Annotated in this window: 11 protein-coding genes; 3 read left to right on the forward strand and 8 right to left on the reverse strand. The window is 53.0% G+C overall.

Annotated features, from left to right (window positions below):
• Positions 1–22: 22 nt before the first annotated feature.
• Together ABIB59_RS13590 and ABIB59_RS13595 are read right to left on the reverse strand one after the other, a co-directional pair.
• Positions 23–1,027: a LacI family DNA-binding transcriptional regulator gene (locus tag ABIB59_RS13590; RefSeq protein WP_354035792.1), complete on the reverse strand. Its 1,005-nt coding sequence runs from the start codon at positions 1,025–1,027 to the stop codon at positions 23–25.
• 141 nt (positions 1,028–1,168) lie between these two features.
• Positions 1,169–3,055, reverse strand: coding sequence for a beta-glucoside-specific PTS transporter subunit IIABC (locus tag ABIB59_RS13595; protein WP_039078162.1), 1,887 nt, complete (start codon positions 3,053–3,055; stop codon positions 1,169–1,171).
• Positions 3,056–3,419: 364 nt separating this feature from the next.
• Here ABIB59_RS13595 and ABIB59_RS13600 point away from each other — a divergent pair, with 364 nt between their 5' ends.
• Entirely contained in the window at positions 3,420–4,589 is a 1,170-nt protein-coding gene (locus tag ABIB59_RS13600; protein ID WP_039078163.1) for a coiled-coil domain-containing protein, read from the forward strand.
• A 146-nt stretch (positions 4,590–4,735) separates the two neighbouring features.
• Here ABIB59_RS13600 and ABIB59_RS13605 read toward each other — a convergent pair whose 3' ends face one another.
• Entirely contained in the window at positions 4,736–5,509 is a 774-nt protein-coding gene (locus ABIB59_RS13605) for a siderophore-interacting protein (RefSeq protein ID WP_354035917.1), read from the reverse strand.
• A gap of 236 nt (positions 5,510–5,745) precedes the next feature.
• Between ABIB59_RS13605 and ABIB59_RS13610 the strand changes: the two genes are divergently transcribed.
• On the forward strand, positions 5,746–6,342 hold the full coding sequence (locus tag ABIB59_RS13610) for a PadR family transcriptional regulator (protein ID WP_079497081.1): 597 nt from the start codon (positions 5,746–5,748) through the stop codon (positions 6,340–6,342).
• Here ABIB59_RS13610 and ABIB59_RS13615 read toward each other — a convergent pair.
• The 3 genes from ABIB59_RS13615 to ABIB59_RS13625 all read right to left on the reverse strand — a co-directional run bounded on the left by ABIB59_RS13615 (position 6,339) and on the right by ABIB59_RS13625 (position 10,168).
• Entirely contained in the window at positions 6,339–7,901 is a 1,563-nt protein-coding gene (locus ABIB59_RS13615; RefSeq protein WP_110295718.1) for a methyl-accepting chemotaxis protein, read from the reverse strand. The genes ABIB59_RS13610 and ABIB59_RS13615 overlap by 4 nt on opposite strands.
• 455 nt (positions 7,902–8,356) lie before the next feature.
• Entirely contained in the window at positions 8,357–9,877 is a 1,521-nt protein-coding gene (locus tag ABIB59_RS13620; protein WP_039078167.1) for a methyl-accepting chemotaxis protein, read from the reverse strand.
• 135 nt (positions 9,878–10,012) lie between these two features.
• Complete coding sequence (locus tag ABIB59_RS13625) at positions 10,013–10,168, reverse strand: hypothetical protein (RefSeq protein WP_158276533.1); 156 nt, start codon at positions 10,166–10,168, stop codon at positions 10,013–10,015.
• A 142-nt stretch (positions 10,169–10,310) separates the two neighbouring features.
• Here ABIB59_RS13625 and ygjG point away from each other — a divergent pair, with 142 nt between their 5' ends.
• Positions 10,311–11,690 carry a putrescine aminotransferase gene (gene ygjG / locus ABIB59_RS13630; protein ID WP_047373471.1) on the forward strand — a complete coding sequence of 460 codons (1,380 nt, stop codon included), beginning with the start codon at positions 10,311–10,313 and terminating at the stop codon, positions 11,688–11,690.
• Between the two features lie 198 nt (positions 11,691–11,888).
• Here the strand turns inward: ygjG and lsrG are convergent, their stop codons facing one another.
• Both lsrG and lsrF read right to left on the reverse strand, forming a co-directional pair.
• Positions 11,889–12,182: a (4S)-4-hydroxy-5-phosphonooxypentane-2,3-dione isomerase gene (lsrG, locus tag ABIB59_RS13635; protein ID WP_108700590.1), complete on the reverse strand. Its 294-nt coding sequence runs from the start codon at positions 12,180–12,182 to the stop codon at positions 11,889–11,891.
• Positions 12,179–13,066: a 3-hydroxy-5-phosphonooxypentane-2,4-dione thiolase gene (lsrF, locus tag ABIB59_RS13640; protein WP_071194481.1), complete on the reverse strand. Its 888-nt coding sequence runs from the start codon at positions 13,064–13,066 to the stop codon at positions 12,179–12,181. The genes lsrG and lsrF overlap by 4 nt, the downstream gene beginning before the upstream one ends.
• Positions 13,067–13,070: the final 4 nt, after the last annotated feature.

Below are 13,070 nucleotides of genomic sequence, written 5' to 3' on the forward strand. Positions count from 1 at the left end.
TCGCCTTATGACGTGTGAATGTTCACTCCGCGTCAACGCGTCGGGCAACTGAATCCCGGCTCACCAGGGTTCCCTGATGGGAAAACACGGTTTTTTTGTCGGGATGCAGTAAAATTTCGACCGCATCGCGGATCATTTCGTCCATCGGGACGTGGATAGTTGTCAAAGAAGGCGTGTAGTACTTACCAATCACCGAATCATCGAACCCGGCCAACGAGATCTCTCCCGGCACCGATTTCCCCGCATCCTGAAACGCTTTCGCCAGACCAATGGCCATATCATCATTGGCGGCCAGCACGCAGGTGAACGGAATATTGAGCGCCAGCAACTGGCGTCCCGCCTCATAACCGCTTTCGGTGCTCCAGGCTCCCCGCACCATCAGTTGCGGATCGGGGCTGATACCCGCTTTTCGCAACGCATCGCGGTAGCCGCGTAAACGGCGTTCACCGGTCGGCGAACCACATACGCCCGCCACAAATGCAATCCGGGTATGCCCCTGCGCCAGTAAATGTTCCACCATCTCCTCGCTGCTGCGGCGATGATCGGTAAACACGCAGCGGTTTCGGTTTCTGATAAGTTCACGATTAATGACAACTATCGGAGTCTGGTTGCCGTCAATGACGTCATCCAGCTCACTGACCGACAGATATTTGGGGTAGATCATGATGGCTTCACAGCGAAGCTCGAGGAGCAAACCAATCGCATCGCGCTCGTCCTGAGCGCTGTGTTTCCCGTCTGCAAGCACCAGTTGACGGCTGTGACCTTCACTGCGCGTCGCCGCCTGATAAACCATGCTTGAGAAGAACGGGCCGTTGTACAACCCGTTGGTGATAACCAGCCCAATCGAATTCGTTTTGTTATTAGCAAGATTGCGCGCCAGTTGGTTTGGCCGATAACCGGTATCAGCAACGGCCTGTAAAATTCTGGCCTTCACCTCTTCCCGGACAAATACCTTACCGTTTAGCGCGCGCGATACCGTCGCCTTTGACACTCCTGCCATTCTGGCGACGTCCAGTATCGTTACCATAAGAAAACCTCAATCAATGGGTGGCTCACACTGAGCCAGAAACATCCGGCTCAGAAACATGCTGCAAAAGAGTGCGACTCGCGAAGCCCGACGGGTTACGTCGTGACGCCGTTGACACCATGTTCGTGCGCCCGTGCCTCCTTATGCGAGAGACATCAGCGGCGCCCCCATACCAATCGCGCCATCAAGCTGGTGCTTTGTCAGCGTGAAATCTTCACTGTTAACCACCAGAACCGGGGTTGTCAGATCATAGCCTTCGCGTTCGATGCTGGCTTTGTCGAATTCAAGAAGAGGCGTACCCGCTTTGACCACATCCCCCTCTTTCACCAACGGACGGAAATGCTGCCCCTGCAGGTTGACGGTATTTAACCCAACATGGATCAATAACTCTGCTCCATTATCGCACAATAACCCAATGGCATGATGTGATGCGATCACGGTCGCCACCGTCGCGTCACACGGTGCCACAACTTTGCCTTCTTCGGGCTTGATGGCAATACCATCGCCAAGCGCTTTACCGGCAAAGGCTTCATCTGCCACGCTCTCCAACGCCACCACTTCCCCTTTTAAGGGGCTAAGCATCTTCACTGCACTGGCCGCAGCGGTATTTGACGTCGCTTGCGCTTTGACAGGTGTTGCCGGTTTCGTCTCCTCTTCGTTTGCCGGATCTTCAAAGCCCACGAACTGCACCATCACAATCGTCAGCACGATACAGGTTCCGGCCCCCACCAGTTCGCCGACAAACGACATCGGCGCATTCGGGCTGATAGCGTTGACCAGGGTAAACAAGCCAGGCAACGCGGCATACGCGTAGTACAGGCTACCGAAGAGACTGGCGACGACCGCACCCATCGCCCCGCCGATACAGCCGCAAATAAACGGCTTTTTAAAACGCAGCGTCACACCGTAAATCGCCGGTTCGGTGATACCAAAAATCGCTGTGATCCCGGCAGACATTGAGGTCGCTTTTAACTGGGTATTGCGGGTTTTCAGGAACACGCCAAACACCGCCGCCATCTGACCAATAACCGCAATGGTCTGGTAAGCCTGGAAGGAGTCGTAACCCTGGGTGTCAAAATTGGCCATGATTACTGGCGTAATCCCCCAGTGAACCCCGAAGATAACAATAATCTGCCACACGCCGCCAATCACCGCCGCCGCAACGGCCGGTGCTGCGTGAAAGAGCGCGTTATAGCCATTTGCCACCCCCATTGCCGCCCAGGTGGTAATGGGGCCAATCACAATCAGGGTCAGCGGCACGATGACAACGAAACAGATCAACGGCGTAAAGAGCGGGCTGACCACGTCCGGGATCCACTTTTCTACCCGGCGTTCAAACCAGGAGAGCGCCCACACCAGGAATAGCGGTGGCAAAACCGAGGAGGTATACACCGTTTTAGAAAGCGGGAAGAAAAGAAAATTGATGCTCTCCCCGCCAGCAATACGCCCCGCCAGCGCAGCCCAGTCAGGGCTAATCAGCGCACAACAGCAGAGAACCGCGATAAACGGGTTACATTTGAAATGGCGCGCCGCCGTAATGGCGATAAACACCGGCAGGAAGGCAAACGGCGTCCAGGACATAAAGTTGAGCACGGCGAAAGTGCCGGTGGTTTTGATATCGGCATCCATCAGACTGACAACAATCAGCAGCCCTTGCAGAATACCTGCCGCCGCCAGAATGTAGACAATCGGCGCGAACACTGCCGACATGGTGGCAATCACCGCGTCAAGCTTACGCGTTTTTTTCGGGGCGCTGCTTATGGAACCATTCTCTTTTACCAGACCTGACATCGCGTTGAAGACGTCTGCCACGTGGGTACCGATCACCACCTGAAACTGTCCGCCGCTTTCCACCACCGCAATGACCCCAGGCAGGCTTTGCACCAGACGTTTCGCATCAGCGGGCGTTTCATTAAGGACCAGACGTAAACGCGTGGCGCAACGGGTAAAGCTGTTGATGTTCTCTTCCCCTCCGACTTCCCGGAGGATATCACTTGCTAACTTATTGTAATCCCGAATAACAGCCATCTTTTTTCTACCTTTTATTTTCGGTAACTGAGTCATGCAATGAATGAAACCGGTTTCATGCTAACCTGGACAACCAGCCATGCAACCGGTTTCATGGAAATATGAGAGCTAAATCACTTGATGAGGTGAATATGAAACAGCCGGGAAGTGGGGAAAAAACGTACCGGGAAAGTATTTCTTTCAGGAATGCTAACGCCTGTAACTTGTGACCTGTATTATGATTTCAACCATATCTGCTTAGCTGAACTGATGCTAATCTTTCAGGGTTGAACGCAGCGGCTGCGGGTACGACAATGAGCTTATTTCGTGTTTGATCATTACCAACTACCATTAACTCAATCTTTAAGCGCCTTAGCGAAAGACCATGAACAAACCCATAAAACGGCTTGAGATCATTAAGTACGCCATTGAACTGGAAGACGAAGGCATTATTCAGAGCCAGCTTCCTTTTCTAAAAAACGAAGTCACCGACAGTGAACTGGCGTTCATCGTATGGGCGCTTGAAGAGAAAAACTTTTCCGATGCGTTGCGCACTATCAATGCCTGGCTGCAGAGCCAGCGTTCAGTGGTGCAGTGGCAGGATCCCCAGGTTGCCGCCAGCAAACTGGAACTGAAAGCGCTGGAAGAGCAATTGCGTGAGTTAATCGATAAACGTAACACCCGCATTCAGTTGCTGGATGATTTCAACGATCTGTACCTCACCCGTCTTGGGCCACTGATGTCACAGATCCTGCGCCTGCGTAAGATCCTCGCCGAAGCCGCCGTGCGTCGCCAGGAAGCCGAAGCGCATCGTCGTGAGGCCGATTATCTTCGCTGCCAGAAATATCTGTCGCAGGCGGTGGAGGTGCTGGTCACCCTTACCCGCCGCTGGCAAAGTTTTCCGCCCCAGTCCCCGCAGGCGGCGGAAGCGCGTAAGCATTTGCAGCAGCAGAATGCGCTGATCGCCTCTTTGCTGGCCGAAGCGCAGGAGCTGGAGCAAGGCTTAACGCGTGAAGATGAACCGGCGCGTCAGGCGCGGGATGAAGCGCGCCAGGAGTATGAAGATTACCAGGAACAACAGCACGATGCCGAGCAGCGTTTTGGCTTCGAGCAGAAAATGTCACCGGATGAGCGCGTTGAGCTGAAACGCTTGTGGCGCCAGGCCAGTAAACTTTGCCACCCGGATTTGGTGGACGATGCCTTTAAAGAAGAGGCGCATGCCATGATGGTTCAGTTGAATCAGGCCAGGCAGCGCGGCGATCTGGGGGCAATTCGCCTTTTGTTAACCCGCCTGCAAAAAGGGCTGGAGCCGTTAATGGCCAGCGATCGTCTTAACGATCTTGCCCGCCTGCGCCAGCGTATTCATGAGGTGAAGCAGCATATTGCCAGCCTGATCGATGAGCTGAATGCGCTGGAGAAAGAGGAGTCGTGGCAACTGGTGTCGTCACTGACCGATCAGGAAGGGTATTTCCGCCAGCAAGAGAAAGCCCTTGCCGAGATTCGTCAATCTCTGGAGCAGCAGGTGAGCGAAGCCGAATACGACGAAGTGGCGTAATCTGCAACCTCCCGGATGCGGCGCAGGCGCCTTATCCGGGCTCTTATCGATACCCACCGCACAACCGTAGCCCCGGTAAGCGAAGCGCCACCGGGGAGAGGCACAGATGCAACACTCCCCTTCCTGGTGAAGAAAAGTGTAGCGAACTACTTCTTATGCCAATAAGCCTGACCACGAACCCGTTGCTGGTCGATAGCGTCAGTCGCATAGTGATCCAGCAACGCTTTCACGACCGCACCCTCGCCCGTCAGCCAGATAAAATAGTCTTCCGACGGCACAGCAACCGGCGTCAGCTTTTCCACCACCGTCTGCCCGTCATGGCCAACCACCCAATCAATGTTGTAATCACTCAAATGGGCGAAATAATCTTTGTACGAGGCGTCCCCTACGGTGACCACCGCTTTGACTTCCGGGCGCACCGTCAGGCGGTTTAACCCTTCCAGCCGACGACGCAACGCCGGCATCCCGGACTCATCGCACACATACAACTGCCAGGCGTAATCTTCCGGCACCACCAGCGATCCACGCGGTCCGCCGATGGTCAGCTTGTCGCCTGCCCGGGCCTGCATCGCCCAGGTGCTTGCCACACCACCTTCATGAATAAAGAAATCGATCGCCAGCTCCTGGCGACGCTCATCATACAGCGGTGTGTAATCACGCGTTGCAGGGCGTGGGCCCTCAGCCCAAACGATACCCTCATCGGTTACCTGTGGAGGCGTAAACGCGCTACCCGGCTGTGGGAAAAAGACTTTGGTATGGTCGTCGAACCCGCGAGAGATAAACCCCTCCAGCGCCTCGCCGCCCAGCACAATGCGCTGAAATCCGGGCCCCACACGCTCGACGCGTAACACAGTCAACTCGCGAAAACGCAACTCATTGCGTACACGCTGCGGATAACGTTGTTGTTTGATTGTCATAATCGGCCTTCGTGAAATTGAATACGATATATCTAAATTGATTTTTAAATGATAATGATTGCTGTTTATTGAGATGGCAAGCCTTTTTTAGATACATAAAATCAGAAACGCACAACCTGCAAAAAATAAAATTAAAAACCATTAAAATCAATGATATATAAAAATAAACAGAACCATGCTTGTCATATTTTCAATTTTAGATATAAATTAGATATATCAAATTCACCAGGGAGCAGAACATGCGACATCATCACAATGCATTCGATGAAGAATGCCAGCAGGGTCACGACAGCGAGTGTCACGCCGGGCGTCGCGGGGAACATCATCGCGGCCACCACGGCGAAGCCCATCATGGGCGCGGCGGCGGACGCCGTCAGCGCTTTTTCGGCCACGGCGAATTACGCCTGGTTATCCTGGATATCCTGACCCGTAATGCCAGCCATGGTTATGAGTTGATTAAAGAGATCGAAACCCTGACCCAGGGAAATTACACACCCAGTCCGGGCGTGATTTACCCGACACTGGATCTCTTGCAGGATCAGCAGTTTATTATTATTCACGAGGAAGACGGCGGACGTAAAAAGATAGCCATTACCTCGCAAGGTCAGGCGTGGCTTGCCGAAAATAGCGAGCATCTGCAGCATATTCAGGCGCGTATCAAGGCGCGAAGCGTGGGTTATCAGTTACGAAAAGATCCGCAAATGAAGCGCGCGCTGGAAAACTTCAAGGCGGTGCTGGATTTGAAAGTTAACCAGTCAGAAATCAGCGCCGCCCAGTTAAAACAAATTATCGGTATTATCGACCGGGCGGCGCTGGATATCTCTCAACTGGATTAAGCCATCGCCCCTTCTTCACGCAGGCGGAAAACTTGCACCAGTTCGCGCAGGTGCGTCGCCTGCTCATTAAGCGCCGCCGCCGCCGCAACGGACTCTTCCACAAGGCTTGAGTTCTGTTGCGTGGTGGAATCAATCAGCCCGATAGCGCTGTTGATTTGTGAAATACCGTCGGTCTGCTCGCGGCTTGCCTGGCCAATCTCGCGCAGGATCACATCCATCTCCTGAACGTTGCTCACCATGCCGTTGATCAAACTGCTGGCTTTTTCCACCAGCGCCATGCCCTCACGGGTCTGGCTGGTGGAGTTTTCAATAAGCTGGCGGATTTCATTGGCAGATGCGGCACTCTTTTGCGCCAGTTGACGCACTTCACCGGCCACAACCGCAAAGCCACGACCATGCTCGCCTGCACGTGCCGCTTCCACTGCCGCGTTTAGCGCCAGGATATTGGTCTGGAAGGCGATGGCGTCAATCAGGTTGATGATGTCAGACATGCGGTTGGAGGTCTCATTGATCACACGCATCTTCTCGGTGACCTGTTTCATCATCTCGCCATTGTTTTTAACCACATTGGCCGCATCCGCAGACAGGCTGGTGGCTTCGGTGGTGTGATCGGCCGTGTTTTTCACGGTCGCGGTAATCTGCTCCATGGACGATGCAGTCTGTTCGACAGAGCTGGCCTGCTCCTCTGTGCGGGCCGCCAGATCCTGGTTTCCGGCCACAATTTGCGCCGCGGCGCTTGAGATACTGGCCGAGCCAAACTGCACTTCCTGAACAATGTCCACCAGGCGGGTTTTCATCTCCATCAAAGCACGCAGCAGGATACCGGTCTCATCACGATAGTCGGAGTGGATAGTGCGGGTTAAATCACCGCTGGCAATCGCCTCGGCGAACGTCACCGCTTCACGCAGCGGGCGAGTAATGGCGCGCACTATCACCCATCCCAAAAGCGTACCCACGCCGATACTGATAATCGCCAGGGCAATCAGCAGTAAACGGTTGGTGCTGAAATCACTTTGAACCTGCTCACTACCATGACGCATCTGCGCATCCTGGATAGCAATCAGGGCCAGCACTTTCTCTTTGTAGGCTTTTTGGATTGGCACCATTTTGGTCATCATTTCAGTGATAGCCGCCGAATGATCATCCTTCTTCACGTCTTCCAGAATACGAAAACGCGAGTCCAGAAATTGCTGACGGATATCTTTAATCTCGGCGAGGATCTTTTGCGATTCGCTGTCATGGAGGTTTTTTGTCAGATCGTCCAGAAGAACCGTTACGCGGGAACTAATTTCGCCGAGCTGCTTCTCGGTCTCTGCCTGCCATTTGCCATCCGTGTCCAGTAACATAAGTTGCTGCGTACTGACAAAGCTCTGGAAGTTATCGATGAGTTGATTGGCTTTTACGGTGGTCGGATAATCATTGTGAATAATATCCTGCATTCCATTATTAGCACGATTCAGACTGAACAGTGAAAGAGCGGAGCTGGCTACCATCAAGACAATAAAAAATCCGAACGCGAAAAATAATTTCGCACCAATTTTTACATCATGTAAAAACATATATTCCCCCATGCACATGATTATAATTTTGCGAAAAAACCCTTTTCAACAAAGAGTTAGATGCGTTGCTTTAAAAGAGACGCCAGAAATAATATCTCCACTGCATGTTATCGGTAACCGCTGCGCTAACTTTATGAGATTGATCGTTTTTTTTATTTCAGTTGTGATTATTCTGATAGTTATCAGCTATTAATTGAGATCTATCGATCGTTATATGTTCTGAGGGAAGAAGTTGCGCAACGTATATTAACGCCACTTAATTGTCTTTTAATAGGAATAACAAGTTAAATTAAATGGAATATAATTGATCAAAAAAGAAACTATATTTAATATTAACTTAACATTTTATAAATATAAATAGAACAAATTAAAAGATGCAATATAACCATATAAAAAACAAGATTAAATAAATACAAAGAGAAAATTCCCTCTCTATAAATAGAGAGGGAGAAGAATTAATGCAGCACGGAAACGGCGTCCTGCAAACGGCTGGCGCGGTGTTTTACCATTGAGGAAACATTGGCGTTTTCGGCTACCAGCCCGGCATTTTTTTGCGCGATGGTATCCAGCTCTGCCACGGCATGTGTCAGCTCTGACAGCCCTTGCGCCTGTTCAGAAGTTGACTGGCTAATCTGGCCAATCAGGGAGGTCACGTTTTGAACCTGGGTGACGATATTGTCCATCGTCCTGCCTGCCGCATGGACCTGTTCATAGCCCGATTGCACTTTGCTGGCGCTGGCATCAATCAACTTGCGAATATCATTTGCCGCACTGGCGCTACGGCTGGCAAGGTGGCGAACTTCCCCGGCCACCACCGCAAAGCCTTTGCCTTGTTCACCGGCACGGGCGGCCTCCACTGCGGCATTGAGCGCCAGGATGTTGGTCTGAAAAGCAATGTCATTAATCAATGCGGTGATTGAACCGATGCGCTGCGTACTGTCAGCAATTTCGTCCATCGTTTTCACCACCGTTTCCATCGCTTTTCCTCCATTCGCCGCCGCGCTGCTGGCGGAGCTGGAGAGTTTGTCAGCCTCTGTTGCGGTATGGGAATTATTTTGCACCGAGGCGGCCATCTGGCTCATCGTGGCAACGGTCTGCTGCACATTGACGACGGTCTGCCGAGTACGCTCGTTCAGATCGTCGTTACCTTTTGCCAGCGTTTCGCTACCGCTGCGCACGCTACTCACCTGACCGGAAACATCGTGAATCAGCCAGCGACACATTAACCCCAACTGCCCAACGGACCGCAGAGTAAGACCCAGTTCGTCGCTACGTTTCAGATGCGTCACGCTGTTACGTTCACCGGTCGCCACGCTAAGGGCCTGACGGGCGACTTCCTCAACCGGACGCACAATTTGCCATTCAAGGCAGGCACAGCCCAACAGCAAGATCGCGGCACTCAACAAAATCGTCGCCGGACCATTCCCGGAAAGCCACAGACCAGCCGCCAGCACCATCCACAAGAGCGCCATCACCCCGCGTGTCCGCCAGCGTAATGGCAGAGAGGGCAGTTTACCCAGCCAGCCCCGGCTAACCACCAGCCCTTTATGGATCCGCTTTTTAGCTCGCCCTTCCTGAATGGCTTTATATAAAGGTGTGACAGCGGCAATTTCTTCCTGGGTGGCGCGGGTACGAATGGACATATAGCCCGTCACTTTTCCGTTACGCACCATTGGCGCAGCGTTAGCCCGTACCCAGTAATGATCGCCATTCCGACGGCGATTTTTAACAATACCGCTCCAGGGTTCGCCCTGTTTCAGGGTGTACCACATGTCCGCAAAGGCGGCTTTCGGCATATCAGGGTGGCGTACCAGGTTGTGCGGCTGGCCGATCAGTTCGTCCAGCTCAAAGCCGCTTACCTGAGAGAAGGTGTCATTGGCGTGGGTGATATAGCTTTGCAAATCGGTGGTTGACATTAGGGTGGTGTCAGCATCAAGGGTGTATTCCCGTTGCGTGACAAACGGCGGAGCAGACATGATAAGCATCCTTTGCAAGTTATTCGGCTGTTAAAAATTTTATCGAATGTTATTTCGGCGATAATGAATTTATCTTTAGTTGTTAAATTTGATTTAGATCGCAATTTGCGATTAAACCGCACTATTTGTATGTTTTTAAGCTGCTGATTTATATAGTAACGCCTTGAAACTACCAAGTTTTCCTGATTTATCGCTGCGCGAAAATGAGGCAATAATCGCACCACCACGGTGCATTTCGCTTAAAAAACGCGCACTGCGCGTTTTCTTTTCCTCTATTTCAGAGCGTAACAAAGGGTAAGATCCGGGATCTAATCTCGTACAAATGCATTTTTCCCTGGTGTTTATCCCGATTTTCATTTACGGCTTCGATGTGGCGCAATCCCTGCAATACTTAAATCAGTATCATGTGATACGCGAGCCCCGGGAGCATATTTTGAACAGATTACCTTCCAGCGCATCGGCTCTTGCCTGCAGCGCACACGCACTGAACCTCATAGAGAAACGAAAGCTTGATCATGAGGAGATGAAAGAATTAAACCGAGAGGTACGAGAATACTTTAAAGAGCATGTCAATCCGGGGTTTTTAGAGTATCGAAAATCTGTTACTGCCGGCGGGGATTACGGAGCCGTAGAGTGGCAAGCGGGAAGTTTGAATACGCTTGTCGACACCCAGGGACAGGAGTTTTTAGATTGTCTGGGTGGGTTTGGTATCTTCAATGTGGGGCACCGTAATCCAGTAGTGGTTTCCGCCGTACAGAATCAACTCGCAAAACAACCTCTGCATAGCCAGGAGCTTCTCGACCCACTGCGGGCGATGCTGGCAAAAACGCTGGCGGCATTAGCCCCAGGCAAACTCAAATACAGCTTCTTTAGCAACAGCGGCACGGAATCCGTCGAAGCGGCATTAAAGCTCGCTAAAGCGTATCAGTCGCCACGGGGCAAATTTACCTTTGTCGCGACCAGCGGCGCGTTCCACGGTAAATCCCTGGGTGCGTTGTCTGCGACGGCGAAATCGACCTTCCGTAAACCGTTTATGCCGTTGCTGCCGGGCTTCCGTCATGTGCCGTTTGGCGATATCGAGGCCATGCGTACCCTGCTCAGTGAATGTCATAAAACCGGCGATGATGTCGCTGCGGTGATCCTTGAGCCCATTCAGGGCGAAGGCGGCGTTATCCTGCCACCGCAGGGTTATCTGCCGGCCGTGCGTAAGCTGTGTGATGAGTTTGGTGCGCTGCTTATCTTTGATGAAGTGCAGACCGGGATGGGCCGTACGGGCAAGATGTTCGCCTGCGAGCATGAGAACGTCCAGCCGGACATTTTATGTCTTGCGAAAGCGCTCGGCGGCGGCGTGATGCCGATCGGCGCGACTATCGCGACCGAAGAGGTCTTCTCCGTCCTGTTCGATAATCCTTTCTTGCATACCACTACGTTTGGCGGTAACCCGCTGGCCTGTGCGGCCGCGCTGGCGACCATCAACGTGCTGCTGGAAGAGAACTTACCGGCACAGGCAGAGCAGAAAGGTGACATGCTGCTTGACGGCTTCCGCCTGCTGGCGCGTGAATACCCGGACCTGGTGCAGGATGCACGCGGCAGAGGGATGCTGATGGCTATCGAGTTTGTGGATAACGAAATCGGCTATACGTTTGCGAGCGAGATGTTCCGCCAGCGTGTACTGGTTGCCGGGACACTCAACAATTCGAAAACTATTCGTATTGAACCGCCGTTAACACTGACGATTGAACAGTGTGAACAGGTACTCAAAGCGGCACGCACCGCGCTGGCAGCGATGCGCGTGGCGGTGGAAGAAGCGTAAAGACGGTGCGCCCTTCTCCCCCTCACCCCTGCCCTCTCCCTCAAGGGAGAGGGTGAAAAACAGCCCCCACCCGCTCGATCGGTTCCCTCTTCCCTGTCGGGTTGAGGAATCCCCACAAAAATGCGAGCACGAACGGTCCCCTCTCCTCTTTGGGGAGAGGGTCAGGGTGAGGTAAACACCGCGCACCACTCCAAACCGCTATTCCGGCATCAGCCCCACAAACGCCCTTTTCTTACGCGGCTCCGACATCAGATCTTCCAGCTTCGCCACGCAGGCCAGATAGTGCGGCGTCTCCTTGTGAGCCAGCACAGCAGCCTCATCCTTATACGCCTCGTAGATAAAAAACCGCGTCTTCACTTTCGGATCCTGCAACACATCAAAACGCAGATTTCCCGGCTCCTTCACTGCCCCCTCGTGATTGGCGCGAAACACCTCAAGAAACTCATCGATCTTGTCCGGCTTGATGTTAATTTCCACCAGCGTCACATTCATTGTTGCTCTCCCTGTTTCTCTTCCTGCCAGAACTGATACGCCTCACGGGCGCTCATATTCTCGTGTACCACTTTTTTTACTGCTTTGAGCATGGCGAGCGGCGCGCTGGACTGGAAGATATTGCGCCCCATGTCCACGCCGGACGCCCCCTGGTCGATGGCGCGAAAACACATCTCTAATGCCTCCAGCTCAGGCAATTTCTTGCCCCCGGCAATCACAATCGGCACCGGGCAACTGGCGGTGACTTTCTCAAACCCCTCTTCGACAAAGTAGGTTTTGACAAACTGCGCCCCCATCTCGGCGGCGATACGGCTGGCCAGTGAAAAATAGCGTGCATCCCGCGCCATCTCTTTGCCGACGCCGGTGACCGCAAGCGTAGGGACACCGTAACGGTTCCCGGCATCCACCAGCTTAATAATGTTATTGATCGACTGATGCTCATGCTCGCTGCCGATATAAACCTGGGCCGCCACCGCACAGACGTTCAGCCGCAGGGCATCCTCCATCGCTACCGCCACGCACTCGTTCGACAGTTCGGTCAGAATAGAGTTACCTCCCGACGCCCGCAGCACCACCGGTTTATTGGTAGCGGGCGGCACCTGGCTTCGCAGCACCCCACGGGTACACATCAGCACGTCCGTTTCGCCAAACAGCGGGGCGATGGATAAATCGATACGCTCAAGGCCGGTAGTCGGCCCCTGAAAATAGCCGTGGTCAAACGCCAGCATCACCGTGCGGTTGCTTTTCGGGTTGAAGATGCGCGACAGACGCGACTGCATCCCCCAGTCCAGCGCCCCGCAGCCTTTAAGCGTAAACGGCACATTCTGTTGCGGCCGGTCGAGGCCAAAATCTTTGCCATCTTTGATGTCATCTAAATCCGCCATCGTT

The organism is Citrobacter sp. UYEF32 (genome assembly GCF_040546205.1).
In the GTDB taxonomy this organism is placed as follows: domain Bacteria; phylum Pseudomonadota; class Gammaproteobacteria; order Enterobacterales; family Enterobacteriaceae; genus Phytobacter; species Phytobacter diazotrophicus.